The sequence below is a fragment of the Streptomyces sp. MBT65 genome (assembly GCF_016612545.1).
GTDB lineage: Bacteria > Actinomycetota > Actinomycetes > Streptomycetales > Streptomycetaceae > Streptomyces.
Map to the genome: position 1 here is coordinate 50,905 of NZ_JAENRY010000002.1, position 24,446 is coordinate 75,350.

At 69.9% G+C, this 24,446-nt stretch carries 26 protein-coding genes, 1 pseudogene and 2 riboswitches; of the genes and pseudogenes, 15 read left to right on the forward strand and 12 right to left on the reverse strand.

Translation table 11 applies throughout. The features are described 5' to 3' along the window. Positions 1 to 47 precede the first annotated feature (47 nt). Positions 48 to 938 carry a helix-turn-helix transcriptional regulator gene (locus JHN63_RS01085; RefSeq protein ID WP_267953690.1) on the forward strand — a complete coding sequence of 297 codons (891 nt, stop codon included), beginning with the start codon at positions 48 to 50 and terminating at the stop codon, positions 936 to 938. Between the two features lie 17 nt (positions 939 to 955). On the opposite strand, the gene JHN63_RS01090 is transcribed toward JHN63_RS01085, so the two are convergent. The 3 genes from JHN63_RS01090 to JHN63_RS01100 all read right to left on the reverse strand — a co-directional run bounded on the left by JHN63_RS01090 (position 956) and on the right by JHN63_RS01100 (position 3,186). Beyond that, entirely contained in the window at positions 956 to 1,759 is an 804-nt protein-coding gene (locus tag JHN63_RS01090; protein WP_200676715.1) for an SAM-dependent methyltransferase, read from the reverse strand. 164 nt (positions 1,760 to 1,923) lie between these two features. Then, positions 1,924 to 2,361 carry a sigma factor-like helix-turn-helix DNA-binding protein gene (locus tag JHN63_RS01095; RefSeq protein ID WP_200676716.1) on the reverse strand — a complete coding sequence of 146 codons (438 nt, stop codon included), beginning with the start codon at positions 2,359 to 2,361 and terminating at the stop codon, positions 1,924 to 1,926. 336 nt (positions 2,362 to 2,697) lie between these two features. Then, positions 2,698 to 3,186, reverse strand: coding sequence for a carbonic anhydrase (locus JHN63_RS01100; RefSeq protein ID WP_200676717.1), 489 nt, complete (start codon positions 3,184 to 3,186; stop codon positions 2,698 to 2,700). A gap of 233 nt (positions 3,187 to 3,419) precedes the next feature. On the opposite strand from JHN63_RS01100, the gene JHN63_RS01105 reads away from it, so the two are divergent. Further along, positions 3,420 to 4,271 carry a DUF427 domain-containing protein gene (locus tag JHN63_RS01105; protein ID WP_200676718.1) on the forward strand — a complete coding sequence of 284 codons (852 nt, stop codon included), beginning with the start codon at positions 3,420 to 3,422 and terminating at the stop codon, positions 4,269 to 4,271. 70 nt (positions 4,272 to 4,341) lie between these two features. Then, positions 4,342 to 5,139, forward strand: a complete 798-nt coding sequence (locus JHN63_RS01110; RefSeq protein ID WP_200676719.1) for a hypothetical protein — start codon at positions 4,342 to 4,344, stop codon at positions 5,137 to 5,139. A 12-nt stretch (positions 5,140 to 5,151) separates the two neighbouring features. On the opposite strand, the gene JHN63_RS01115 is transcribed toward JHN63_RS01110, so the two are convergent. After that, positions 5,152 to 6,312, reverse strand: coding sequence for a hypothetical protein (locus JHN63_RS01115; protein ID WP_200676720.1), 1,161 nt, complete (start codon positions 6,310 to 6,312; stop codon positions 5,152 to 5,154). 263 nt (positions 6,313 to 6,575) lie between these two features. After that, positions 6,576 to 6,649, forward strand: a riboswitch (cobalamin riboswitch). 57 nt (positions 6,650 to 6,706) lie between these two features. Between JHN63_RS01115 and JHN63_RS01120 the strand changes: the two genes are divergently transcribed. From JHN63_RS01120 to JHN63_RS01140, 5 genes are all read left to right on the forward strand, one after another. Further along, a complete protein-coding gene (locus tag JHN63_RS01120; RefSeq protein ID WP_234475736.1) occupies positions 6,707 to 6,922 on the forward strand; it encodes a CbtB domain-containing protein in 216 nt (71 codons plus the stop codon). 36 nt (positions 6,923 to 6,958) lie between these two features. After that, on the forward strand, positions 6,959 to 7,825 hold the full coding sequence (locus JHN63_RS01125; RefSeq protein ID WP_200676721.1) for a CbtA family protein: 867 nt from the start codon (positions 6,959 to 6,961) through the stop codon (positions 7,823 to 7,825). Between the two features lie 244 nt (positions 7,826 to 8,069). Further along, positions 8,070 to 8,282: riboswitch (cobalamin riboswitch) on the forward strand. 53 nt (positions 8,283 to 8,335) lie between these two features. Continuing rightward, positions 8,336 to 9,397, forward strand: a complete 1,062-nt coding sequence (locus JHN63_RS01130) for an ABC transporter substrate-binding protein (RefSeq protein WP_200676722.1) — start codon at positions 8,336 to 8,338, stop codon at positions 9,395 to 9,397. Continuing rightward, complete coding sequence (locus tag JHN63_RS01135; protein ID WP_200676723.1) at positions 9,394 to 10,395, forward strand: iron ABC transporter permease; 1,002 nt, start codon at positions 9,394 to 9,396, stop codon at positions 10,393 to 10,395. The genes JHN63_RS01130 and JHN63_RS01135 overlap by 4 nt, the downstream gene beginning before the upstream one ends. Beyond that, complete coding sequence (locus JHN63_RS01140; protein WP_200676724.1) at positions 10,392 to 11,210, forward strand: ABC transporter ATP-binding protein; 819 nt, start codon at positions 10,392 to 10,394, stop codon at positions 11,208 to 11,210. The genes JHN63_RS01135 and JHN63_RS01140 overlap by 4 nt, the downstream gene beginning before the upstream one ends. Positions 11,211 to 11,259: 49 nt before the next feature. Here JHN63_RS01140 and JHN63_RS01145 read toward each other — a convergent pair whose 3' ends face one another. Continuing rightward, positions 11,260 to 12,039, reverse strand: coding sequence for an SDR family NAD(P)-dependent oxidoreductase (locus JHN63_RS01145; protein WP_200676725.1), 780 nt, complete (start codon positions 12,037 to 12,039; stop codon positions 11,260 to 11,262). 82 nt (positions 12,040 to 12,121) lie between these two features. Between JHN63_RS01145 and JHN63_RS01150 the strand changes: the two genes are divergently transcribed. From JHN63_RS01150 to JHN63_RS01170, 5 genes are all read left to right on the forward strand, one after another. Further along, a complete protein-coding gene (locus JHN63_RS01150; protein ID WP_200676726.1) occupies positions 12,122 to 12,358 on the forward strand; it encodes a hypothetical protein in 237 nt (78 codons plus the stop codon). Continuing rightward, positions 12,358 to 12,735, forward strand: coding sequence for a toxin Doc (locus JHN63_RS01155; protein ID WP_200676727.1), 378 nt, complete (start codon positions 12,358 to 12,360; stop codon positions 12,733 to 12,735). Before JHN63_RS01150 ends, JHN63_RS01155 begins: the two co-directional genes overlap by 1 nt. A 61-nt stretch (positions 12,736 to 12,796) precedes the next feature. Continuing rightward, complete coding sequence (locus JHN63_RS01160; RefSeq protein ID WP_200676728.1) at positions 12,797 to 13,753, forward strand: GlxA family transcriptional regulator; 957 nt, start codon at positions 12,797 to 12,799, stop codon at positions 13,751 to 13,753. 131 nt (positions 13,754 to 13,884) lie between these two features. Further along, positions 13,885 to 14,883, forward strand: a complete 999-nt coding sequence (gene gap, locus JHN63_RS01165) for a type I glyceraldehyde-3-phosphate dehydrogenase (RefSeq protein ID WP_200676729.1) — start codon at positions 13,885 to 13,887, stop codon at positions 14,881 to 14,883. Between the two features lie 64 nt (positions 14,884 to 14,947). Further along, complete coding sequence (locus JHN63_RS01170) at positions 14,948 to 16,015, forward strand: P1 family peptidase (RefSeq protein WP_200676730.1); 1,068 nt, start codon at positions 14,948 to 14,950, stop codon at positions 16,013 to 16,015. Here the strand turns inward: JHN63_RS01170 and JHN63_RS01175 are convergent. The 5 genes and pseudogenes from JHN63_RS01175 to JHN63_RS01195 form a co-directional block, all read right to left on the reverse strand. Then, positions 15,921 to 16,517 (reverse strand): GNAT family N-acetyltransferase, encoded by a 597-nt coding sequence (locus tag JHN63_RS01175; RefSeq protein WP_200676731.1) that lies wholly within the window; start codon positions 16,515 to 16,517, stop codon positions 15,921 to 15,923. The two genes, JHN63_RS01170 and JHN63_RS01175, sit on opposite strands and share 95 nt — an antisense overlap. A gap of 20 nt (positions 16,518 to 16,537) precedes the next feature. After that, complete coding sequence (locus tag JHN63_RS01180) at positions 16,538 to 16,801, reverse strand: hypothetical protein (RefSeq protein WP_200676732.1); 264 nt, start codon at positions 16,799 to 16,801, stop codon at positions 16,538 to 16,540. A gap of 184 nt (positions 16,802 to 16,985) precedes the next feature. After that, positions 16,986 to 17,225, reverse strand: a pseudogene (locus JHN63_RS01185) (response regulator transcription factor); the annotation flags it as partial. Between the two features lie 51 nt (positions 17,226 to 17,276). Then, complete coding sequence (locus JHN63_RS01190; RefSeq protein WP_200676733.1) at positions 17,277 to 17,606, reverse strand: hypothetical protein; 330 nt, start codon at positions 17,604 to 17,606, stop codon at positions 17,277 to 17,279. A gap of 119 nt (positions 17,607 to 17,725) precedes the next feature. After that, entirely contained in the window at positions 17,726 to 18,271 is a 546-nt protein-coding gene (locus JHN63_RS01195; RefSeq protein ID WP_200676734.1) for a hypothetical protein, read from the reverse strand. Between the two features lie 281 nt (positions 18,272 to 18,552). Between JHN63_RS01195 and JHN63_RS01200 the strand changes: the two genes are divergently transcribed. Next, positions 18,553 to 21,189, forward strand: a complete 2,637-nt coding sequence (locus tag JHN63_RS01200) for an alpha-L-rhamnosidase C-terminal domain-containing protein (protein ID WP_200676735.1) — start codon at positions 18,553 to 18,555, stop codon at positions 21,187 to 21,189. A gap of 92 nt (positions 21,190 to 21,281) precedes the next feature. On the opposite strand, the gene JHN63_RS01205 is transcribed toward JHN63_RS01200, so the two are convergent. Continuing rightward, positions 21,282 to 22,532, reverse strand: coding sequence for an acyltransferase (locus JHN63_RS01205; protein ID WP_200676736.1), 1,251 nt, complete (start codon positions 22,530 to 22,532; stop codon positions 21,282 to 21,284). Positions 22,533 to 22,717: 185 nt separating this feature from the next. Between JHN63_RS01205 and JHN63_RS01210 the strand changes: the two genes are divergently transcribed. Continuing rightward, positions 22,718 to 23,869: an acyl-CoA dehydrogenase family protein gene (locus tag JHN63_RS01210; protein ID WP_200676737.1), complete on the forward strand. Its 1,152-nt coding sequence runs from the start codon at positions 22,718 to 22,720 to the stop codon at positions 23,867 to 23,869. Here the strand turns inward: JHN63_RS01210 and JHN63_RS01215 are convergent. Beyond that, positions 23,863 to 24,399 (reverse strand): PaaI family thioesterase, encoded by a 537-nt coding sequence (locus tag JHN63_RS01215; protein WP_307781781.1) that lies wholly within the window; start codon positions 24,397 to 24,399, stop codon positions 23,863 to 23,865. The two genes, JHN63_RS01210 and JHN63_RS01215, sit on opposite strands and share 7 nt — an antisense overlap. Positions 24,400 to 24,446: the final 47 nt, after the last annotated feature.

Here is a 24,446-nt window from a genome sequence, read left to right on the forward strand (position 1 = left end):
CCCGGCATACGGCCGGGCCGGACACGACAAAGACGGCGGCCGTCATCATGCTTGGTCTTGCCGTCAAGGAATTGCGCGACGCTGCCGGTCTCACGCAGAAAGAGCTGGCGAAGGCCACCCTCGTTTCGAATTCGACAATCAGCCGGCTGGAAAACGCCGACTCCATGCCGGAAAGGCGCACGGTCGAAGCGGTGATGACACATCTGAAACTCGACGGACCGGCCCGGGACGAGTTGACGATGTTGTTCTCCCGCGCGCAGGAACCGGAATGGTTCCAGAACAGATTCGACGACTGCACCCCCGACTATCTGCGGCGGCTCCTCGGCCTCGAGTGCGTCGCCATCGGGCTCACCACGTACGACGTACGTCTGGTGTCGGGCCTGTTGCAGACTCCCGAGTACGCGAGCTGCATCCTCCGCACGGGTCTGCACCTCACGGAGTGGGGCGGCCCCGAGATGGCGCTCCGAGTCGCCATGCGCCGGGAGCGCCAGGAGCGGGTGTTCGGCCAGGCCGAACCGCCGCGCTGTGTGTTCCTCATGGACGAGTCCGTCCTCTTGCGGCGGGCCGGCTCGGACCAGGTGATGCGCGACCAGATGCGCCATCTGGCGGCGATGGCCCAACTCCCGCACATCACCATCAGGTTCGTGCTCCTCGACCGGATGATCGCCGGCAACGAGGCCTCGATGGCGGGCGGCATGGCCCACCTCCAGTTCGGCCGCGGCGGCCTTCCCGACCTCGTCTACGTCGAGGGCTACCGCAAGGCCGACTACTACAACAAGCCCGCGCTGAGCGCAGAGGAGCGGGCCAAGCCCTGGCCGACGAAGGAGAACGACTTCGAGCGGCACCTCCAACTCCTGCTGCGCATCCAGGGCGAGGCATGTGCCTCACCCATGGAGAGCCGACGCATGCTGGACGAGGCCGTCGAGCGGTACTCCTAGTCGCCGAACAGGACCTGCTACCGGGGCGGTACTCTCCCCAGCCCGCCGAACTCGGTCCACTCGATGCTGCGTTGACGCTGCTGGAGCTCGGAGTCGGGGCGCCAGTCGGTCACATCGACGAGTCCCGGATCCTCCACGACGAGCCCCTCGAAGATCTCCGCCACATCGGCCTCCTCCCGGACCCGGCCCCAATGGCCCCCGGTCTGGACCCGCATGAGCTCGGTGACGTCGTCGCGGACCTTGGGATCGTCGCTCACGAGCTGGCACACGACGACGAAGCTGCCCGGGACGAGCCGGTCAACGACCCGCTCCACCAGGGCCTTTGGGCCGGCGCTGTCCGGCAGGCAGTGCAGCACGGAGACGAACAGGGCGGCCGCCGGCTTGGTGAAGTCGATGAGCCGGGTGAAGTCCGGGTGCCCGAAGACCGTGTCGGTGTCCGTCATGTCGACCGACAGGATCGCGGTGTTGTCGTTCTCGTCGAGCAGGGACTGACCCAGCGAGAGGACCACGGGATCGTTGTCGATATAGACGACATGGGAATCGGGGTCGACCTCCTGCGCGATCTGGTGCACATTGCGCTGCGTCGGAAGACCCGAGCCGAAATCGATGAACTGCCTTGTCCCGTGCTCCTCCGCCAGCACCCGGACCACGCGCTGGAGGAACCACCGGTTGTTCAGCGCGATCTCACGCGAGGTGGGTGCCACTTCGAGCAATAACTCGCAGGCATTCCGGTCCGCTTCGAAGTTGTTGCTGCCGCCCAGCAGCCAGTCGTACATCCGTGCCGCGCTGGGCAACGACAGATCGACATGATGGTGCTCCACCAACGGCCCGTCCCCTCGCCGATTCCGCCCCGTCCGCAGGGGAGTTGCCCATCCTAGGAGGGCGGCGCTCAGCCGCACCAGCGCTGATTCGGGTGAAGCGCGGCGTGGGATGGCGCGAACGTGGCGGATCGGAGTGACCGCGAGGAGACAGCGCACGCCGGGGGTCACAGGTGCCTCAAGGGCGCCTCCGTGTCGCTGAGTTGAGGGAGGGCCCGGCGCGCGGCGGTGAGCGCCGCCTCGACCGCGGACGGTTCGACGCCCATCAACTCGGCCGCCTCCGCGACGGGGAGTGCCAGCAGGCGGCACAACACCACGCTGTCCGCGGACACGTGGGGGAGCCGCCGGTACAGCTCGGCCAGAACCGGGTTCAGCGCGGCGACACGTTCGCCCTGTCGCTCCACCTGAAGCCGGAGTTGTTCCCAGACCTCGGCCGCCGGGCAGGGCCCGCTCATCAGCCACTGCCAGTCTTCGCGGGCGGAGGCGAGCGTGTTCTCCACCGCGGCCGAGGAATGCTCCTCCGCGGAGAGGCGGGCCTGGGCATAGAGCGTGTAGCGGGGGCGGTTGCGTTCGGCGAAAGCCGCGAACCCGAGGTCCGCGATCACCGGATCAACCGCCGATGACGTAAGGCGGCCGGTGTGGATTCGGTGCGGTGACACGGTCGGTCGCACGTTCGGTGGCACGGAGGAATGAGAGGCTCCTCGAAGGCGAGCTGTTTCGTCCCCGGGGATTTCCGTCGAGCGTTTTCCCGGGTGGGCCCTCAATCGTGCCCGAAAGGAAACTACCGCGTGGAACAGAGCGACCGAACGGCTCCGGCTCTCCATGCAAAGTCATTTTTACGCACTGAACGTGGCGATCGGTCGACGTCTCATTCCATTACGGTTCGATCATTTCCGATCAACCGCACCGCTGATTGCGCACCCGGTCGTATTGGGTCGCATTCACTCGACCTCGTTGAGCTTCCCGGTGGCCACGTCGAAGACGAAGCCCCTGATGCCGTCCTTGTGCACGATGAAGGGGTCGGCCTTGATACGGGCGATCGACTGCCGTACGTCGGTGTCCAGATCGCCGAAGGCCTCCGCCGCCCACGACGGGCGGATACCGGTGTCCTCCTCGATCGCGGCCTTGAAGCCGTCGTCCGTGAAGGTCAGCATGCCGCAGTCCGTGTGGTGGACGAGGATGATCTCCTCGGTGCCCAGGAGCCGTTGGCTGATCGCGAGCGAGCGGATCTCGTCCTGGGTGACGACACCGCCCGCGTTGCGGATGACATGGGCCTCGCCCTCGTTCAGACCGAGGATCGCGTACACGTCGAGCCGCGCGTCCATGCAGGCCACCACGGCGAGGTGCTTGGCGGGCGGAAGGGGGAGCGGGCCTTGGAAGGTCTCGGCGTAACGGGCGTTGTTGGCCAGCAGTTCATCGGTCACGGACATGGTGGACCTCGGTTCTCGTGTGCTCTTACGGGTGCCGTGCGGGAGTCGGGGACGCGGCACGGCAACAGAACACGTCGAACACGTGGACACGACGCGAGGGCCAGAAGCCCGTCAGCGTGGTGGTGAAGCTCGGCACCCGACCAGTGAACCCTCCCCTACCGGAAACTGGCAAGGAGCGGTCCGCCGCATCAGCCCCCGGGCCGCCTCACCCCCTACGGATCACGGAGCAAGGGATGAGCACCTTCCCCACCGCACGAGACGTCAGGACCACCCCCGAAGGACTCCTGTGGGAGCCGAGCAACCGCTGGGTACGCGGCCGCAAGGGCGACACCACCGTCGTGGACAGCAGGCACCCCGTCCTCGTCTGGGAACCGGACGTCCCCGTACCGACCTACGCCTTCCCGCACGACGAGATCCGCGAGGACCTCCTCCACCCCGCGAAGAATCCCCCGACCGGCACACACACCGGATCACGCATCTTCTACGACCTCGAACTCGCCGGTGAGTCGACGGAGAACGCGGCCTGGACCTACCCGGCCGACGACCTGGCCGGACACATCGCCTTCGAGTGGTTCCGGCGGGTCGGCCGGGGCCTGGACCACTGGTACGAGGAGGAGGAAGAGATCTTCATCCACCCCCGGGACCCGCACAAACGCGTCGACGCCATCCCCAGCAGCCGGCACGTCCGGGTCGCGATCGACGGCGCGGTCGTCGCCGACACCCACCGCCCGGTCCTGCTCTTCGAGACCGGCCTGCCGACCCGGTACTACATCCCGCGCGAAGACGTCCGCCTGGACCTGTTCGAACCGACCGACCACAGCACCGGGTGCCCCTACAAGGGCACCGCCACGTACTGGTCGTGGCAGGGGGAGGCCGGAGTTCCCAGTGCGCCCAGTGCTCCCAGTGTTCCTGGTGTTCCGCCGAACATCGTCTGGAGCTATCCGGAGCCGCTGCCCGCGGTCGGCGCCGTGAAGGATCTGCTCGCCTTCTACAACGAGGCGGTCGACATCGTCGTGGACGGCGAGACCCTGGAGCGCCCGGTCACGCCGTTCACCGAGACGCTCGCGGAGCGGTCGCCGAGGTGACGTACTGATGAAGTCCGGCCCTGTTGGTGCGCGTTGAGGTTAAACAGCGCCAACAGGGCAGTCGACATTGATGGAGAGTCACACCAAGGACGAGAAGAAGAAGCAGGAGCCGAAGCGCAAGGTGCTCGATCTGACCGCTGTACAGGTGGTGGCGAGTGCGCTCGCGACCGTGGTGGGCGCCGTGTTGGCGTCCCTGCTGGGGGTGACCGGGACGATCATCGGCGCCGCCGTGGTCAGCACCAGCGCCACCACCGGCGCGGCGGTCTTCCAGCACGCGTTCCGGCGAACGGGCGAGGGGATTCGCAGAAGAGTGCCCTCGGTGGCGCTCGCGCTGACGCCGAGTGAGGAGCGGGCGTTGCAACGCGCGGACGCCCGGGCGGCGTTCGCCTTACCGGACCGTCCCTCGGCGGGTGCCGCGCCACCGTCCGACGACGAGTCGGTCACCATCTATGGGACCCGTCGTAGCGGCTCCTTCTGGAAGTCCATCGGCTGGAAGAAGTTCGCCCTGGCGACAGGCCTGGTGTTCGCCCTGGCGATGGTCACGGTGACCGTGGGGGAACTGATCATGGGCAAGCCGATCGCTGCGGCGGTCAGAAACGAATCCGGTACGGGAACCTCGTTGGGCGGCGGCTCGGCGGGAACGCACGCTCCCGCGAACAGCCCGACACCCACGCCGCTCACGTCCAGCAGTACGGGGTCGTACTCGGGCGGCACCGCCTCACCGTCCGCGAGCGCGGAGCCCGGGACCGGTTCAAGCTCCGGTGCCCGCCCGAGCCACAGTGCCGCCTCCAGCCCCGCGGCCTCGGCGTCGACGGTGCCGTCGGCGAGCGGCGACGTCGTGAACAGCCCCGACGCCACCGCCCGTTGAGCGGGCCCGACCCTACTGGGGCGTCCGGTTCGCGTCCGCCAACGCCGGCTGATCGGGATGGCCGGGAAGGTCCAACTGCCTCCCGAACCGCCGCGAGGCCAGCAGCGCGAGCAACGCCGTGAGCGCCGCCAGCGCGGCGAGTACGGCCATCAGCCCCGCGAACCACGACGGTGCCGCAGTGATCCGCAGCGCATCGGAGAGGCGTGTGGAGTGGAACCGCCCGTCGAACAACTGGAGGGCGGCCAGCGCGGCCGGCACCACCATGGACACGGCGAGCACGGACAGGCCGCCGTGCAGGATCACCGCAGGCGCCAGCAGGACGCACAGGATCGAGACACCCAGCACGCATCCGAAGGCGGTGCCTGAGGCTCCCGCACGGTGCAGCGGGAAGTACAACAGCCCGCACAGCACGAGCGCCGCCGCCGCGATCAGCCTCGGCCAGAGCGGGGGAGCGGCCCGCCGGGTCGCCGTACGCACACGTCGTGGCCGGTGTTGACGAACAGCCGGACGGTGGCCGTCCGTACTTTCCGGATCGGGCGCGTCGTGCGCGTCCTGTCCCGGAGCGGTGGACCTCGGGGTGTTCTGGTCCGCCGCACGTTCCGAGCCACGAGCGGATACGTCCTGCTCCTCGGCCAACCGGCCGATCAACTGGACGAGTTCCTCGACGGGCCTGCCCGCCGCGGCCCGTACCGCCTCCTCACCGCAGTGCGGTTCCAGCGGCGCCTGCTGCAGCAGGGCCATCAGCCGCGTGACGTCCTCCACAGGCCGGCTCTCGGCGGCGGCGCGGATCGCCTCGTCGGCGCAGTCGGGATGGCGCGGCGGCCGGGTCAGCAGGGTCACCAGGCGCGTCACGTCCTCCACGGACCGGTCGACACCGACCGCCCGCAGGGCGTCGACGGTGGCCTGGGCGTACTTCGGCGACTGCTCCAGCAACGTGATGAGCTGGAGGACCTCGTCGAGCGGCCGGTCGGCGACGGCGGCCTGCACCAGGCGGTGCATCGGATCGGAGTTCTCGCCCTCGTGGCCGGTGCGGGCGGGACCCTCTTGCGACGGACGTGACGTCGGCGGCGATCCGTCGGCCGGCCCTCCGTCGGAGGGCGCGAGCGGGTCGACGGCGGTGCCGTGAGGTATATCGGGTCGGTCCGGGCTGGGCGAGAAAGAGCGGGTGGTCATGCTCGGCTCTCCATGAAGAGGGTGATGCTGCTATCGCCCCCCGAAGCGCGATGAACAAGCTGATCCCGTCCATTACTAGGTCCCCGCCCGCCACCACGCCACGCGAATACGCCACCCGTGTGACCCCGGCCCACCTGCCGGACGCCTCCGCGAGACCCGCCCGCTCATCCGTTCGGTCGCTCTGTCAGGAGCTGTACGGCGAACGGGCCTGATTGACGGCCCGGAGAGACGCGCCGTACTCTCCCCCTGTAGTGATGGCATAAGGAAGCTGGTGGAATTCCAGCACGGTCGCGCCACTGTGAGCCCGCCGCCGGAAGGTGGAGGGCGAGTCAGACACTGAACCTTCACTCGCCCGTACACGCAAGGGACGCACGATCCCGAAGGAGGGCTCACCTTGAGCAGCGTTTCCACATCCCGTCCGGTGTCCACGCCGGTTGTCCTGCCCGTCTCGAAGTCGATCGTCTGGCTGGTCGGCACCGCGCTGATCGCGCTGGCGGTCTACTACTTCATCGGTGTCGACCAGGGCGCCGTGTCGGTGTTCGGCAACGACATGCACGTCCACGAGTTCGTCCACGACGCCCGCCACTTCCTCGGCTTCCCCTGCCACTGACCCTCCGCCGGCACCTGGACGTACGGACAACTCGACATGGAAAAGAAGCTCATACTGCGCGGCGTACTCGCCGGCGCAGTCGCGGGCCTGCTCGCCTTCGTGTTCGCGCGCATCTTCGCCGAGCCACAGATCGCCAAGGCCATCGACTACGAGAGCGGCCGTGACGCCGCCCAGAACGCCCTGGACAAGGCGGCCGGCCTGCCCGTCGAGGGCCACGAACACGAACTCTTCAGCCGCACCATCCAGGCCAACGTGGGCATCGGCGCCGGCATGATCCTCTTCGGCATGGCGATGGGCGCCCTGTTCGCCGTCGCCTACGCCGTCTGCCTGGGCCGCACCGGCGGGCTGCGGCCGCGCAACCTGGCGCTTCTCGTCGCCGGCGGCGGATTCCTCGGCATGTACCTGGTGCCGTTCCTGAAGTACCCGGCCAACCCGCCCGCGATCGGTCACGAAGAGACGATCCAGCAGCGCAGCGCCCTGTACCTGATCATGATCGTGTGCTCCGTCGCCTTCCTCGCCGGAGCGGTCTATCTCGGAAAGCACCTCCAGGCACGCTTCGGCAACTGGAACGCCACCCTCCTCGCCGGCGCCGCGTTCGTCGTGGCGATCGGGATCGTCATGCTGCTTCTGCCGCAGCTCGGCCATCTCTCGTACAACAAGGCCAACTTCGGCAACCAGGCCACCGAGACACCGCTGCCGCTGAAGGACACCAAGGGCAATATCGTCTACCCGGGCTTCCCCGCCGACGTGCTCTTCACCTTCCGCTTCTACTCCGTCGCCGCGCAGCTCATCCTCTGGACGGCCCTCGGCCTGATCTTCGCCCCCCTCGCCGAACGCCTCCTCAACCCCACGCGCCCGGACGCCCCCGCACCCTCCCAGGAACCGGACCCCGTCCCGGCCTGACGGGCCTTTTCTACGACGAGCGCGGTGACCGATGCGATCACCGCGCTCGGTGCTTTTCCGCCCGCCTCACGGTCTGCGTGCGACTCCGACGTACAACGGGATCCGGCCGGTGTCGCCTTGTTCTGCGCCCGGGGCGCCCAACGGCCTGTGTCGCGAGGTGAGTTCAAGCCCGCGAGTGTCGCGGTCACGGCTGTGCCGGTGCCTCCGTGCCGCTCCCCCCGTGCCAGGAGCCGTTCGTCGATCTTGATACGTTGTGCGGGCCAGTCGTGCCACAACCGAGGCCAGGGAATCCGGTGGAAATCCGGAACTGACGCGCAGCGGTGAGGGGGACGGGCGGGGCACTGATGCCACTGGGGCGACACGGGCCGGCCGAAGGAGCCGGTGTGCGATGTGCCGGGAAGGCGCTCCGTCCGGACGAACCCGAGTCCGAAGACCTGCTGGCGCCTTCTCGCCCTCGGCGAGGGGGAGTTCACAGGCCAGGCTCCGCGTTCGAGCCCCGACAGGCAAGGCATGCCCGTGATCCGTACCGCCCCCGTCCCGCTGCGCCGCCGTACCGCGGCCCTCCTCATCGCGCCCGCCCTGCTGCTCACCGCGTGCGGCGGATCCGACGGCGACAGTGCCGACGGCGAGACGGAGAAGTCCGCCGCCGGCTTCCCGCTCACCCTCACCGACTGCGGGAACAAGGTCACCTTGAAGTCCGCGCCCGAGCGGGTCGTCTCCCTCAACCAGGGCACCACCGAGATCCTGCTCTCCCTCGGCCTCGCCGACCGCCTGGCCGGCACCGCCACCTGGACCGACCCGGTGCTCAAGGGCCTGGAGAAGGCGAACGCGACCGTGCCGCGCCTCGCCGACAACGCCCCCTCCTTCGAGAGGGTCCTCGACGCCGAACCCGACTTCGTCACCGCCTCGTTCGTCTCGACGCTCGGCAAAGGCGGCGTCGCCACCCGCGAACAGTTCGAGAAGCTGGGCGTGCCGACATACGTCTCGCCGGCCGACTGCGCGGGCAAGGACAACGACAGCGGCGGCGACGGTTCGCGCAGCACACCGCTCACGCTCGACACCGTCTACGGCGAGATACGGGACCTGTCGCGTGTGATGGGCGTCGAGGCGCGCGGCGACAAGCTCGTGGCGCAACTCAAGGAGCGAGTGCGCAAAGCGACGGCCGGGCTCGACGCCTCCGGCACCTCCCTCATGTACTGGTTCGCCAACTCCCAGTCGCCCTACCTGGCCGGCTGCTGCGGCGCCCCCGGCGCCATCACCCGTACCGTCGGCGCCGAGAACGCCTTCTCCGACACCCATGACGAGTGGCCCCAGATCAACTGGGAGACCGTCGCCGACCGCGATCCCGACGTCATCGTCCTCGGCGATCTGACCCGTAAGTCACAGACCGCCGAGACCGCCGAGGCGAAGATCCACTTCCTGGAGACCAACGCGGCCACCCGCAACCTCACCGCCGTCAAGAAGAAGCGGTACATCCTGCTCAGCGGTCAGGCGATGAACCCGTCCATCCGTACCGTCGAAGGGATCGAGCAGGTCGCCGCCGGCCTGCGCGACTTCGGACTCGCCAAGTGACCGTCCGCACCCTGCTGTTGACGGGTGGCGGGCTTATCGCGCTGCTGGTTTCCGTGGCCTTCGCGGTGACCGTCGGACCCGCCGACATCTCCACGGCCGACGTGTGGGCGTCCGTCGCGTCCCACCTCGGCGGCGGCCGGAGCACGCTCGCTCCGCTGCGGGACGGCATCGTCTGGGACCTGCGTATGCCCCGTACGCTGCTCGCCGCCGTGTGCGGGGCCGGGCTCGGGCTGTGCGGCGCGGTCATGCAGTCGCTGTTGCGCAATCCGCTGGCGGATCCGTTCGTGCTCGGTGTCTCCACCGGGGCGGTGGCGGTCGTGGTGCTCGGCGTGGGCGGCGGAGCCGTGTCGCTGTCGGCGGGCGCCTTCGTCGGGGCCCTGCTCTCCTTCGGGCTGGTGATGCTGCTCAGCCACAGCCTCGGCGCGAGCATGGACCGGGTGGTGCTGTCCGGCGTGGCCGCCATGCAACTCTTCTCCGCGCTGACCTCGTTCACGGTGCTGACCTCGGCGGACGCCGAGACCACCAAGGGCGTGCTGTTCTGGCTGCTCGGCTCGCTCTCCGGTGCGGACTGGGGGCAAGTGCTGCTGTGCGCGGGCGCGTTGGCCGTCGTCCTGGTCGTGTGCCTCGGCCATGCCACCACCCTGGACGCGTTCGCCTTCGGCGAGGAGGCGGCGGCCGGCCTCGGCGTGAACCTGGCCCGCGCCCGTCTGATCCTGCTGTGCGCGACGGCGCTGCTCACGGCGGTCCTGGTCAGTTGCGCCGGCGCGATCGGCTTCGTGGGGCTGGTCCTGCCGCATGTCACGCGGGCACTCACAGGTTCCGGGCATGTACGCCTGCTGCCGGTCACCGCGCTGACCGGAGCCGTCTTCCTGGTGTGGGTGGACACCCTCGCCCGTACCGTCGTCGATCCCCAGGAGGTACCGGTGGGGGTGGTGACGTCGCTGATCGGCGTGCCCGCGTTCGTGGTCGTGCTGCACCGGGGCCGGAGGAAGGCATGAACACACCCGCAGACGGCGACATGAGCACCCCCGCACCGGACACCGGCCTCCACGCCGACCGTGTCTCCCGCCGCACCGACGGCCGCCTCATCGTCGACGGCGTCACCCTCACTCTGCGCCCCGGCGAGACCGTCGGCCTCCTCGGCCCCAACGGCTCAGGAAAGTCAACGCTGTTGCGCCTGCTCGCCGGAGTACTCCCCGCCTCCACCGGCGTAGTGACGCTCGACGGACGGCCGTTGCCCGAACTCGGACGCCGCACCACCGCCCGCCGTATCGCCGGCGTCGAGCAACACACCCACACCCAGACCGAGTTGACCGTCCGCGAGGTCGTCGCCCTCGGCCGCATCCCGCACCGGCGCGCCTGGTCACCGGCGACGGCCGCCGACTCCCGTGCCGTCGACGAGGCGTTGGAACGCACCGGGCTGACCGACCGCGCCGCCCAGTCCTGGCACACCCTCTCCGGCGGCGAACGCCAACGCGCCCAGATCGCCCGGGCGTTGGCCCAGGAACCCCGCGAACTCCTCCTCGACGAGCCGACCAACCACCTCGACATCCAGCACCAGTTGGACCTGCTCGACCTGATCGCCGACCTCCCGGTCACCACCGTGATCGCCCTGCACGACCTCAACCTCGCCGCGATGTACTGCGACCGCCTGCTCGTCCTGAACATCGGCCGCACGGTGTCCGAGGGCACCCCGACCGACGTCCTCACCCCCGCCCTCATCAAGGACGTCTACGGCGTCCACGCGGAGGTCGGCCATGAGCCCGGACATCCGGTGATCCGGTTTCTGCGGCGGGGGAGGGGGACGTCGTAGCCGCGGGTGACTCGTGTCTGCAACTGGCCCAGGCGCAGCCGGTGTTGGGCTAGTGCACGGAGAACCCACCGTCCACGAACACCGACTGCCCGGTGACATAGGCGGAGGCGCCGCTCGCCAGGAACACCGCCGCGCCCGCGAAGTCCTCGGCGAGGCCGTTGCGGCCGACCATGGTGCGTGCGGCCAGTGCCGCCACCTTTTCCGGGTCCGATGACAGGCGTTCGTTGAGCGGTGTCATGACGAAGCCCGGGACCAGGGTGTTGCAGGTGACACCGTGCGGCGACCAGGCCTCTGCCTGGGAGCGGGCCAGGGACTCCAGTGCGCCCTTGGAGACGCCGTAGGCGCCGCTCTGCACGAACGCTCGGTGTGCCTGTTGGGAGGTGATGTGGATGATGCGGCCGAAGCCCCGTTCGGCCATGCCGGGGCCGAAGCGGCGGCCCAGGAGGTAGGGCGCCTCCAGGTTCAGCGCCATCGTGGTGTCCCACACCTCCTCGCTCAACTCGCCCATCGGCGGCCGCAGGTTGATGCCGGCGCTGTTCACGAGAATGTCCGGCTCCCCGAACACCTCGGCCGCGGCCTCCGCCGCCGTCCGCACCCCGTCCCGGGTCCCCAGATCGCCGCGCACCCAGGCCGCCCGGCAGCCCGCCGCCGTCAACTCGTCGACCGTGGCGGCCAGTTCCCGCTCCTTGCGGGCCACTACGACCACCGCGGCCCCCGCCCGTGCGAGGGCTCCGGCGACGGCCCGGCCGATGCCGGAGCTGCCGCCCGTCACGACGGCGACCCGGCCGTCCAGAGAGAACAGTTCGGAGAGATAGTCGCGAGAGATCATTCCCGCACCCTAGGGGCTACCCGGATCCGGTTCCGAGGACGGGCCCCTCGCACCGGCGGCACCAAGTAGGTACCATCGCTGTATGCCATCGCTGAATGTGTCCTTCACCGAAGAGGAACTAGAGGGAGTCCGGGCCGCCGCCGCGGCCGAGGGGAAGAGCCTCAAGCAGTACCTGCACGACCTCGGCGTCCGCGAGATGCAGCGCGGACTGTTCGTCGCCGGCGCGTCCGCGTGGGCCGAGCGGTTGCGCGGCGAGTTCGACGACGCCTTCCCCGACGAGGTGCCGCCCGCCGAGCGTGACGGGGTCGCGGCCGCCTGATGCACCTGTACATCGACGTCTCCTGGCTGCTCGACGTCCAGGAGGCCGCCCTCGGCCACGAGGACATGTCGATCTCCGACTACTCCGCGCTCGTGGCCGCCGTGTCCCGGCACAAGACCAAGCTGCCGACGCTCGCCGTTGCCGACCCGGACGCCGCCTGGCGGGCCGCCGCGCTCATGCACACGATCGTGCGCCTGGAGCCGCTGCCGCACCGCAACAGCCTCTACGCCGCGTTCGTCGCCGCCCAGTACATGGGCCAGTCCGGCGAAGGCATCGACCCGCCCTACGGCGCCCTCTCCGACCTCGTCCGCAAGATCCGCGACACACGTGTCGGTGTCCTCGCCGTCGCCGACCAGCTGCGGTCCTGGAAGGTCTGACCTGCGCGGGACCGTACGGCGCCGGTGACCGCGCGGCCGTGGCCCTGCGTAGGCTGTCCCCGTGTCCACCGCCCGTCTGCGTCGCGTCGCCGTCCTCGTGCTCGAAGGCGCCAAGCCGCTCGATGTCGGAATCCCCGCGCAGGTGTTCACGACCCGGGCGAGCATGCCGTACGAGGTGCGGCTGTGCGGTGCGGCGCCCGGGCTGGTGACCGGCGGCGACGGGCTGTCGTACCACGTCGCCGACGGTCTCGACGCGATGAACTGGGCCGACATCGTGTTTCTGCCCGGCTATCGGTTCCCGGACCGGGAGGACCCGCCGCAGGCGGTCCTCGACGCGCTGATCGCCGCGCACGAGCGGGGCGCGAGGCTCGCCGCGATCTCGACCGGCGCCTTCGCGCTCGCCGCCACGGGGCTGCTCGACGACAGGCGCGCCACGACGCACTGGCACTACACACGGGCGCTCGCGGCGAAGTACCCACTCGTCAAAGTTGACGAGAACGTCCTGTTCGTCGACGAGGGCAGCGTGCTGACCTCGGCGGGCGCCGCCTCCGGTATCGACCTGTGCCTGCACATCCTGCGCGGCGACCTCGGAGTGGCCGCGTCCAACCACGCGGCCCGGCGCCTGGTCGCGGCCCCCTACCGCAGCGGCGGTCAGGCACAGTACGTGCCGCGCACCGTGCCCGAGCCGCTCGGTGAACGGTTCGCCGCCACGCGCGAGTGGGCGCTGCACCGGCTCGGCGAGCCCCTCACCCTGGAGACGCTGGCCCGGCAGGCCGCCGTCTCACCGCGCACGTTCTCGCGCCGTTTCGTCGAAGAGACCGGCTACACCCCGATGCAGTGGGTCATGCGCGCCCGTATCGACATGGCCCGCGAACTCCTCGAACGGTCCGAGCGCGGTGTCGAGCAGATCGCCGTCGACGTCGGTCTCGGCACCGGCGCGAATCTCCGGCTGCACTTCCACCGCCTCCTCGGTACGACCCCGAGCGAGTACCGGCGCACCTTCGCCCAGGGCGAGTAGCTCCGCCCTTTCCCACGTGGCTCCGCCGTTTCTCACGGTGTGGCGAAATCCTTTTGAACCATGGCGATCACGCCACTGTCCCCGACGGCCCCCGCGCGCGAGCCTGGTGGAGAACCGAAGGGACTCAACTCATGACTCGCATTGCCATCAACGGATTCGGCCGCATCGGACGCAATGTGCTGCGCGCCCTGCTCGAACGCGACACCGACCTCGAGGTCGTCGCCGTCAACGACCTGACGGAGCCCGCGACGCTGGCGCGCCTGCTCGCCTTCGACACGACGTCCGGCCGGCTCGGCCGCCCCGTGACCGTCGACGGGGACACCCTTGTCGTGGACGGCCGGCGCATCAAGGTGCTCGCCGAGCGCGAACCGGCTGACCTGCCCTGGGCCGCGCTGGAGGTCGACCTCGTCCTCGAGGCCACCGGCCGTTTCACCTCCGCCAAGGCCGCCCGCGCCCACCTCGACGCGGGCGCCCGGAAGGTACTCGTCAGCGCGCCCTCGGACGGCGCCGACGTCACGCTCGCTTTCGGGGTCAACAACGACGCCTACGACCCGGCCACGCACACGATCGTCTCGAACGCCTCCTGCACCACCAACGCGCTGGCACCGCTCGCCGCGGTGCTCGACGAACTCGCCGGTATCGAGCACGGCTTCATGACCACGGTGCACGCCTACACGCAGGAGCAGAACCTCCAGGACGGCCCGCACCGCGACCCCCGTCGCGCCCGTGCCGCCGCCGTCAATATCGTGCCGACCACGACCGGCGCCGCCAAGGCGATCGGTCATGTCCTGCCGAACCTCGACGGCAAGCTCTCGGGCGACTCGATCCGGGTCCCCGTACCGGTGGGCTCGATCGTCGAACTCAACACCACCGTCTCCCGCGACGTGACCCGCGAGGACGTGCTGGCGGCCTACCGCACGGCGGCCGAGGGCCCCCTCGCGGGTGTCCTCGAGTACTCCGAGGACGCGCTCGTCTCCTCCGACATCACCGGCAACCCGGCCTCGTCGATCTTCGACTCCGCCCTCACCCGCGTCGACGGCCGCCATGTGAAGGTCGTCGCCTGGTACGACAACGAGTGGGGCTTCTCCAACCGGGTGATCGACACACTCGAACTCCTCGCCGCGGGCTGATCGAGCGCACGGGGCTCGGAACCGCGGGACGTCACCGGGACGTGGGGTGCCGTACTGTCCGGCCATGCCGACGTTGCCGAGCCCCGATCCGCTTCCGCCCACCGAACCGCGCCGAGCCCGTCAACTCGGGCTCGGCGTCGGTCACTTGCCAACCGGGCCACACAACGCGCTCACGGACGTGCCCGGCATCCGCGTCGGACACACGACACTGATCCGCCCGCCGCGCGTGCACAGCGGCGTCACCGCGATCGTGCCCGAAGGCGTGGGCCCCGACAGCCCGTTGCCCGCCGGGGTGTTCGCGGGCAACGGCTACGGCAAGCTCCTCGGCACCACCCAGATCGCCGAACTCGGCGCGCTGGAAACCCCCGTGCTGCTCACCTCGACCCTGTCCGCCTTCCGGGTCGCGGACGCCCTGGTCGGCTGGATCCTGGAACGGCCCGAGGGCGCAGCCGCGCGCAGCGTGAATCCGGTGGTGGGGGAGTGCAACGACGGACTCCTGTCCGACATCCGCGCGCGCCCGGTCCAGGAGGAACACGTCCGCGCCGCACTCGACTCGGCGTCCGCCGGGCCGGTCGCCGAGGGCTCGGTGGGCGCGGGCACCGGGATGACCGCGCTCGGCTTCAAGGCCGGCATCGGCACCTCCTCGCGCCGGGTGCCGGTCGAGGGCCGCGAGGTGACGCTCGGCGTACTGGTGCAGGCCAACTTCGCCGGCACGCTGCGGGTGTCGGGCCGTACGGTCGCTCCCGCCGATGTGGGTGTCCCCGCCGAGGCATCCGCATCCGGCCCGGAGATCGGCTCGTGCATGATCGTGACCGCGACCGACGCGCCTCTCGACGCCCGCCAGTTGACCCGGCTGGCCCGCCGCTCGGTCTACGCGTTGGCCCGGGTCGGCGCCGGCTACGGGCACGGCAGCGGCGACTACGGCCTCGCGTTCGGCACCCGACCCTTGGGCACACCCGCCGGGCCCGCGGTGGTGCCCGATGCCGGGCTCGATCTTCTCTTCGGCGCTGTGCTGGACGCCGTGGAGGAGGCGGTGCTCAATGCGTTGCTGACGGCGACCGTTGTGACTGGTCCGTACGGGCACACTCGGTATCCGCTGCCTCCGGCGCCGCTTCTTGCCCTGCTGGGGTGAACGCGAGGGTCTGGAGGTCGCGCTCGTACCAAGTGCCTTGCTTGCCGCCCAGGTCGGAGGGGTGGGCGGGGCCGACCGGAGTGAAGCCGGCCTTGGTCAGCACCTTTTGGGACGCGATGTTCGTGTGGGAGGTGGCCGCTCTGAGCGTGCGCAGGCCGTGCCGTTCGGCCGCCAGTCGGCACAGTTCCCCGACGGTCGCGGTGGCCACGCCCTGGCCGGCCACGTGCTGGGCGACCCGGTAGCCGAGGTCCGCCGAGTGATCCTCGGTGAGGTCGAACAGGTTGAATCGGCCGAGGACCGAGCCGTCGTCGGCCACGAGGACGTAGAAGGCACAGACACCGGCCTCCTGTTCGGCGAGCAAGGCTTCGTGGCGTGCGGCGAACTCCTCGAAGTAGTCGTCGCCGCGGTCGGAGATCGAGGCGGCGAACCAGGCGCGGTTCGCGAGTTCGAAAGCCAGGACGGCCGGGGCGTGGTCGGCGCGCAGGCGCTGCAGTTCGGGCATCGGCCGTCTCCGTCCCGCCGTCACTTTCTGACCAGGAAGCAGATCGCGTCGGCGTCCCGTGTCTCCGGCACGCCCCGGTGGGCCAGGTCCTGGATGAAGCGTTGCCGGGAGACGGGAGTGTCGCCGGCCGAGTACGGACAGCTCGCGTACATGCGCTCGGTGGGCTCCTGGCCGGACCAGGTCAGCTCCTCGGTCAACCAGCGCACCACACCGGGATCGACCGGGCGGACCTCGCCGGAGTCGAAGGTGTGATGACACCGGGGGCATTCGACTTCGCTGGGCATGTGCGCCATTGAAGCCGCCGACCGCTTGCGCCACATCCGCCTGAGGTCGTAAGGGACGCCCGGAATGGTTCTCCGGGACATCCCTTCGTACACGGATGCGGTGACCGCGCCCGAAACGGCAGGCGGTGGGCCACAGTTGGAACTTCGCGAAGATCGTCTCGTCGCTCACCGACGACTTCGTCGATCACACCCCGCAGCCCGGCCCCAGCCCCGCGTCCCGCGCCAACAGCGCCGCCTGCACCCGGTTCTCGCACCTGAGCTTCGTCAGGATCCGGCTGACGTACGTCTTCACCGTCGCCTCGCTCACATGGATCCGCTCGCCCGCGTCGGCGTTCGACAAGCCCTCGCCGAGCAGCGCGAGCACGTCGAGTTCCCGCGTGCTGAGCGCCTCCGCTCTCCGCGGCGCGCGGCGACCGCGGACCGTACGGCAGCACGCCCGCGACGCGGAACCCGCCGTCCGCCACGGACCCCGCGTTCACCATGCCGCCGACCAGCCGGGCCCGTTCCTCGCCCCCGCCGACCAGCTCATCACCAGCAGTGCGATCCCGAAACCGCTGAGCAGACCGCCGATCGCGCCGGTGGCGACCAGGACGCCCGCCGGGAAGATCCGTCGCAGTGGAGAGAGCACCGCGGCCGCCAGTGCCGCGACGGTCATCCACAGGGGGCCCTCGGCCGTCTGGCTCGCTGCCATGCCCAGGGCCAGGACGACGGCCAGCACCGACTCGCCGACGATCTGCCTTCGGGACCACATGCGTACCGTGCTCAGTCGGTTCCGGACGCCGAGGGCCATCGTCTTCGCGTTCACGCGGCCACGGTATGCACCATGGTCCGCGCGCACAGCATCCGTTCGTCTCGTCCACGTGCGACCAAAGTCGTACGGGCCGTGCGGGGCGCGGGCTCGCCCACGTGCTGTTTCCGTGCCGGTCAGGCGTCGTTCTCGAAGGACTTGACCTGGCACTCGACCTTGTACTTGTCGTAGTCGGGCAGGTTCATGCTGTCGCCGCTGGCCATGGCCCAATTCCCTTCGGAGACAACACTCTTGATCCCGTGGGCGTTCATGCACTTGACCATCGCCCGCACCCCGTCGCTGTAGCGCGGATTCCTCGCCGGGTCCATTTCCACCGGCTGGAGCGGGTACTTCGACACGCACGCCTTGACCGCGGGGTTGCTGTCCACGGCCTTCTGGCCCTTGGGCAGTCCATGCTCGGTCAGGCAGTGTGTCCAGGCGTCCCAGAGCCTGTTGACGTCGTCCTGATCGTCGTCGAGACGGATCCGTACGTGCCCGGCGTCCGGGGCGGCCGTCGTGCGGGCGACGCTCGCGGAGGGACTGGCGATGGAGGCCACACCTTCGTCGCGGGTGCCGCCCGCGCCATCGCAGGCGGCGAGCAGGACGAGGGTCGCACCCGAGGCCGCGACGGTCAGCAGGGGGCCCACGACGCCGTGGCGGAGGGGAGGGATGGAGGATGACATGGCCTCAACGTGCCGTCCCCGTATGAAGATTCTGTCAGCGACCGGTCAGCGATCCGTCAACGTCCTGACCACCACGACGGCAGTCGCTTCCCGGCCGTCGCGACGGCCGGGAACAGTCACTCGTGTCACCACTTCCGTGCCCTCCTGCCGCAGGCCCGATCGGCGGACGACGCCCCGACAACTTCTGTCCCGACGCTGTACGGGCATCCGGTGTTCGAGATACCGTCACCACGCAGCTGCCGACTGAAACGATTCAATCCACTGCCGCGCAAGGGGACAGCATGGCCTCGAACAGCACACCGGACAAAGGCATTTCCCGTCGCACAGCTCTGGCCGCCGCGAGCACCGTCGGACTCACCGCGATGTCCCTCTCCACCGCACTCCCCTCGGCGGCCGCGGTCCCCGCCGAGCAGGCCTCCGCCTCCCTTTCCGGCAGCCCGACCCGTCGTCCCGGCGGCTGGCACCGCTACGTCCAGGGCCCGTCCTCGCGTACGGTCCGCCCGGTGTGGATCACCTCGTCGAGCGGGGACGTGAAGAACCCCGACGCGCTGCTCAGGCCCGGCGGAACCAGATCCGTCCTGCGGCGCCCGCAGCCCGTGGCGGCACCGACCTGGCCCGCCGGCACCACCGCCGAGGCCTCCTCGTCCCACGCGGGCAACAACGGCAACGACGGACAGCCGCGCACCTACGACGCCTCCAACGCGATCGACGGCGACCCGGACACCTTCTGGAACGACGACACGCTGGGCGTGTTCCCCGACGTCCTCACCGTCACGCTGCCGCAGGTCACGTCCTTGTCGGGCATCACCATGATCTCCAACAGCGACGGCGTGCCGACCGACTACACCGTCGACGTGTGGCGCGACGGCGACTGGCACACCGCCGCCACGGTCGCGGGCAACAGCGCGGTGCAGAAGGCCGTTCCGTTCGCGGACAAGGCCGACACCGATCGCGTACGGATCACCGTGACGAACGCGCAGGACACCTCGCACGGGAACTTCACCCGGGTCAACGAGGTCTGGCCCGCGCCGGTCGAGCCGATCCCGGTACCGAGTGTCACCGTGGACTTCGGCAAGGTCGTGGTCGGATATCCGCAGATCCGGTTCACCTCCGCCTCCGCCAACTCCCCGGGCGTACGCGTCGCGTTCTCCGAGACCCGTCAATTCCTCACCGACCGCTCGGACTTCACCCGCGCCGACCAGGCGGGCGGCGCCGGAGGGGGCACGGACCAGTTCGCCGTCCCCGCGAAGGGCGCCAACTGGACCGACCACAAAGGCTTCCAGGCCGGTGACAAGGTCTTCGCGGACGGCCTGCACGGATTCCGCTACCTCAAGATCAGCCTCGACGCGCTCGCCTCGGACAGCCCCGCCGCGCAGCCCTGGGGGACGGTGGAAATCGACTCCGTGGCGCTTCAGTTCACCGCGTACGTGGGCACACCGAGCACCTACCGCGGCTGGTTCCTGTGCTCCGACGACGAGTTGAATCGTTACTGGTACGGCGCCGCGTACACCAACGAACTCGTCACCGACACCTTCCGTCAGGACGACGTCGACCCCCGCAACGCGTGGAGCGCCACGCTGGAGGGGAAGTTTATCCTCCAGGACGGTGCCAAGCGCGACCGCGACCCGTACGTCGGCGACCTCGCCGTCTCGGCGCGCACCCTCTACCTGACCCACGACGACGCCGCCGCGGCGGCCCGCAACGTCCTGGCCGACCTCGCCGACCACCAGCGCGCCGACGGCTGGATACCGCCCGCCTCCATCGGCAACTACACCCTGCCTCTCTTCGACTATCCGCTGTACTGGGTCACTTGCAGCTGGGACTACGTCCTCTACACCGGGGACCGCGCGTACGCGACGCGCTACTACCCCACCCTGCTGAAGGTCCTGGACACCTGGTACCCGAGCGTCACGGACGACGCGGGCCTGGTCAGCAAGGGCCTCAACGGCACCGGCGGATACGGCGACTACGCCTTCCTCGGCCGCACCGGACGCGTCACCTACTACAACGCGCTCTACGTCCAAGCCCTCCAGAACGCCGCCCAGTTGGCCCGCCTGCTGGGGCAGCAGGCCGACGCCACGCGGTGGAACACGCGCGCCGACACGGTCGCGCAGGCCGTCAACTCACTTCTGTGGGACGCCGGTTCGGGCGCCTTCCTGGACTCCTCGACGGGCGCGGTACGGCACGCGCAGGACGGCAACGCGCTGGCCGTCGTCACCGGCATCGCCGACGCGGACCGCGCCGCATCGGCGCTCGCCCATCTCGACGCGACCACGAAACGGCCGTACGGGAACGCCTTCATGGACAACGACACCATCTTCGACCAGGCCTCCCAGCGGGTCTACGCCTTCACCTCCTACCCGGAGATCGAGGCCCGCTTCCTGGCCGGTCGGGCCGAGTCGGCTCTGGACCAGATCCGCCGTACATACGGCTGGATGGACCAGAACGACCCCGGCATCACCAACTGGGAAGGCATCGGCCCGGGCGGTTCTCTTTACGAGGGTGCCTACACCAGCATGGCCCATGGCTGGTCCACCGGTGTCCTGCCGGCCCTCACCCATAACCTGCTGGGAGCCCGGCCGACTTCGCCCGGATACGCCACGTGGGAGGTGCGTCCGCAGCCCGCCGGTGTCGACTGGGCCACGGGCCAACTTCCCACCCCGCACGGCCCCTTGGGTGTCGAGTGGGAGAACGGCGACCGCGTCTTCCGCCTCACCGTCCATGTGCCCGGGCACACTCAAGGTTCGGTCGCCTTCCCCGGCGACGCGCGCGGGCAACGCGTGAGCGTCGGCAAGCGGACGCTCTGGGACGGGCGTCGCGCGGCGACCCGGGACGTGAGTGTGGTCGACGGCACGGTCACCGTGTCGGGCCTCGGCCCGGGTGAGCACAGTTTCGTGAGCGAGCAGCGTGGCAACTGACGCCTTACGCAGGAATGTTGTCCGGTGTCGCGCGAGCGCGGCACCGGACAACGGGGCGAACATGGCGTGACCCGCGTCCCGTTGGGGATGGCTCAGAGAGCCCGTGCGCGTTCCGGCACGACGACCGGCTCCAGTCGGCGCACTCGGTGCCGGGCGCGGCGGGCCAGGGGCCGTTCGACGAGGGCGTACGAGGCGAGGGCCGCGGCGAGCGTGGCCGCGAGGCCGGCGGGGAGCAACAGGTCGCCCCGCACACCGAGATCGTGCAGCAGCCGGATGACCGGGTAGTGCCACAAGTACATGCCGTAGCTGAGGTTGCGTCCGATCCAGACCGGCGTGGACAGTGACAGCAGACGCGAGGGCCAGGACTCGGGGCACAGTTCGAGGGCGGCCACCACGCAGGCCGTCAGTACGGCGGCGATCAGGAATCCGACCGTGTACCAGACCGGGTTCCACCCGCTGACCTCGGTGATCGGGATCTGCCAGGCGATCAGCCCCAGCAGTGCGAGCGCGGGCGGGCAGAGTCGTCCGGCCCAGCGGCGCATTGACGCCAGCCGGGGGTCGTCGGCGCGCAGCCGGGCCAGGACGAGGGCCAGCAGCGCGCCGATGAGGAGCTGGTCGGCGCGGGTGTCGGGGCCGTTGTAGATGCGGTGCGCGGCCGAGGGATCCCAGAGCACCGTCCGCCAGATCACCGGCAGGACGCACAGCACCGCGACACAGGCCAGCACCGCGCGCGTCCTCGCGTACCGCAGCAGGGCGAGCAGCAGGAGCGGCCAGGCGAGATAGAACTGCTCCTCCACCCCCAGGGACCAGGTGTGGCTGAGCGGCGCGGTGAGATCCGAGTACGTGCCGGAGTCCCCGGCCCGGACGAGATTCACCACCGACCCCGCGGCCAGCGCCGCCGCCATCCACGCCCCGCGGAACAGCGGCAGCGCGAACACCACGGACAGCAGGGCGGTGACCGCGCACATCACCAGCAGGGCCGGCATCAGCCGCAGCCACCGCCGCCGGTAGAACGACCACAGGCCGATGCCGCCGGTACGGGCGTACTCGCGCACCAGCAGCCGCGTGATGACGAAACCGCTGATCGTGAAGAACACGTCCACGCCCACCGAGCCGCCGGGCACCAGGTCCGGCTCCACGTGGTAGACGATCACCAGCACCACCGCGATCGCCCGCAGGCCGTCCAGTCCCCCCACCCGGCCACCACCGCGCAGGGCCGACGCGAAGCCCCGTCCGGCGCCTCTGCCCCGCCCCGCGGACAAGGGGACGTGCGGCGGCGCCGCATCAACTTCAGGGCGCTGCTCCGTGGCCTCTTCTGCCGTGCTCCGTTGGAGGGTGCTCATAACCGCGTCGTCTGCCCGGACGAGCGGGGATCACACAAATTCTCATGTTCCCCTCAGGCGGGCGCCGCCTTCCGGGCCCCGAGGACCGGCCGTGGGGGCGTCAGCCGTATTCCAGCCGGGCCGCTCTATCCGCTAACATAGAATAATTAGCTAGATGAATAGCCTAGTGCTGTCGAGGAGTGGCCGTGGACTTCGGGCTGACCGACGAGCAGGACCTGTTGCGCGCGACGGCACGGCAGTTCGTCGCCGACGTGTGTCCGGCCGAGAAGGCCAAGTGGTGGGACGAGGAGGGCGTCGTACCGCCCGAACTGTTCCGTGGCATGGCCGATCTGGGGTGGTTCTCCCTCCCGTTCAGTGAGGAGGAGGGCGGTGACGGCGGCAGTCCGCTCGAACTCATCCTGATCGCCGAGGAGTTGGGGCGGTCCAGTTTCGACGTCGCCATGTGCTACATCGGGGTGCTCATCCCGGGGATCACCGTCTTCCGGTGGGGCGACGAGGCACAGCGCGACTTCATCCGCGAGCAGGTGATGACCGGGCGCCACCGGCTCGCCGTCGGCCTCAGCGAGCCGGACAGCGGATCCGACGCCGCCGCCCTGCGCACCACCGCCGAGGAGCATGGGGACCAGTTCCTCGTCCGGGGCCAGAAGGCGTGGTGCACCGGCGGCGGACTGCCCGACACGACCATCGCGACCTACGTGCGTACCGGCCCTCGCGAGCCCAAGCACGGCGGCATCAGCCTGTTGCTCGTCGATCCCGCCACGGAGGGCGTCGAGGTGCGCCGGACGCCGACGCTGGCCCGGCACATCCTCGGCACCAACGAGGTCTTCTTCAACGACGCCCTGATCCCGAAGGAGAACCTCGTCGGCCCGCGCGACGAGGGCTGGAAGGTCATGCTCTCCAACATCGAACTGGAGAAGGTGATCATCACCGGGGGATATCTGGGCGCCGCGCAGGCCACCCTGGACGAGATGCTGGAGTACTCCCGCACCCGGCACGCCTTCGGCCGTCCGATCGGCAACTTCCAGGCCCTCGCCCACGCCATGGCCGACCTGCAGACCGAGATCGACTCCGCCCGACTGCTCGCGTACCGCGCGGCCTGGCTGCTCGCGCAGGGCAGACCGTGCACACGGGAGGGCTCGATGGCCAAGCTCAAGGGGTCCGAGACATATGTGGCGGCCGCCCGGCTCGGGATGCAGGTCTGCGCCGGGCACGGCTTCTCGACCGAGAGCGTGATGAGCTTCCGCTACCGGGAGTCGATCGTGGCCACGATCTCCGGCGGAACCAGCCAGATCCAGCGCAACGGGATCGCGCGGAGCATGGGGCTGCGGTCCTACTGACCCCCACCCGGAGTCTCTTGCTCCGCCAGCCACGCCTCGTGCCGCGCGAAGTGGCCCTGGTCGCGGGTCACCCAGATCCCGGAGACCCGGGCCAGCACGGCCCGGGTCGGCAGCAGCACCATCTCGCCGGCGATGTACCAACGCCGGCCCTCCCGCCGCTCGACCCACGCCCGGACCTCCAGCGGCCGTTGCACCGGTACGGGCTTGACGAAGCTCACGCTCAGTTCCGCCGTGACGCTCAACACCCGGTGCAGCAGCGGGAGATGACCCAGGCAGTCGTCCAGTACGGCCGCCGTCCAACCGCCGTGCGCCACATTCGGGCCACCCTCCTGGTCGCGGGGGCAGGCGAGTTCGAACACCGCCACGCCGTCGGCGTCGAGTCGTTCGCCCTCGACACCCAGTCGGCAGGAACCCGCGACGCGGCACGCACCGCACAGCGCCACACCGCCCGGGGTGCGGGGCGGCTCCTGGAAGTCCGCACCCGCCCAGGGCCCCGTCGGCGTCCTCGCCCCACCAGTCGTACTCGTCACGCTGCTTCTCCTCGGATCAGACGCATGGATCAGACGCATGCATCAGG

What these genes read in the sequence shown, in the direction of transcription:
- JHN63_RS01130 (WP_200676722.1), top strand. Translation starts at nt 8,336, where the DNA reads ATGCCCGTGATCCGTACCGCCCCCGTCCCGCTGCGCCGCCGTACCGCG.
- JHN63_RS01110 (WP_200676719.1), top strand. Translation starts at nt 4,342, where the DNA reads ATGGAGAGTCACACCAAGGACGAGAAGAAGAAGCAGGAGCCGAAGCGC.
- JHN63_RS01195 (WP_200676734.1), bottom strand. Translation starts at nt 18,271, where the DNA reads ATGTCATCCTCCATCCCTCCCCTCCGCCACGGCGTCGTGGGCCCCCTG.
- JHN63_RS01200 (WP_200676735.1), top strand. Translation starts at nt 18,553, where the DNA reads ATGGCCTCGAACAGCACACCGGACAAAGGCATTTCCCGTCGCACAGCT.
- JHN63_RS01180 (WP_200676732.1), bottom strand. Translation starts at nt 16,801, where the DNA reads ATGCCCAGCGAAGTCGAATGCCCCCGGTGTCATCACACCTTCGACTCC.
- JHN63_RS01085 (WP_267953690.1), top strand. Translation starts at nt 48, where the DNA reads ATGCTTGGTCTTGCCGTCAAGGAATTGCGCGACGCTGCCGGTCTCACG.
- JHN63_RS01170 (WP_200676730.1), top strand. Translation starts at nt 14,948, where the DNA reads ATGCCGACGTTGCCGAGCCCCGATCCGCTTCCGCCCACCGAACCGCGC.
- JHN63_RS01150 (WP_200676726.1), top strand. Translation starts at nt 12,122, where the DNA reads ATGCCATCGCTGAATGTGTCCTTCACCGAAGAGGAACTAGAGGGAGTC.
- JHN63_RS01175 (WP_200676731.1), bottom strand. Translation starts at nt 16,517, where the DNA reads ATGCCCGAACTGCAGCGCCTGCGCGCCGACCACGCCCCGGCCGTCCTG.
- JHN63_RS01100 (WP_200676717.1), bottom strand. Translation starts at nt 3,186, where the DNA reads ATGTCCGTGACCGATGAACTGCTGGCCAACAACGCCCGTTACGCCGAG.
- JHN63_RS01140 (WP_200676724.1), top strand. Translation starts at nt 10,392, where the DNA reads ATGAACACACCCGCAGACGGCGACATGAGCACCCCCGCACCGGACACC.
- JHN63_RS01115 (WP_200676720.1), bottom strand. Translation starts at nt 6,312, where the DNA reads ATGACCACCCGCTCTTTCTCGCCCAGCCCGGACCGACCCGATATACCT.
- JHN63_RS01105 (WP_200676718.1), top strand. Translation starts at nt 3,420, where the DNA reads ATGAGCACCTTCCCCACCGCACGAGACGTCAGGACCACCCCCGAAGGA.
- JHN63_RS01125 (WP_200676721.1), top strand. Translation starts at nt 6,959, where the DNA reads ATGGAAAAGAAGCTCATACTGCGCGGCGTACTCGCCGGCGCAGTCGCG.
- JHN63_RS01155 (WP_200676727.1), top strand. Translation starts at nt 12,358, where the DNA reads ATGCACCTGTACATCGACGTCTCCTGGCTGCTCGACGTCCAGGAGGCC.
- gap (WP_200676729.1), top strand. Translation starts at nt 13,885, where the DNA reads ATGACTCGCATTGCCATCAACGGATTCGGCCGCATCGGACGCAATGTG.
- JHN63_RS01205 (WP_200676736.1), bottom strand. Translation starts at nt 22,532, where the DNA reads ATGAGCACCCTCCAACGGAGCACGGCAGAAGAGGCCACGGAGCAGCGC.
- JHN63_RS01145 (WP_200676725.1), bottom strand. Translation starts at nt 12,039, where the DNA reads ATGATCTCTCGCGACTATCTCTCCGAACTGTTCTCTCTGGACGGCCGG.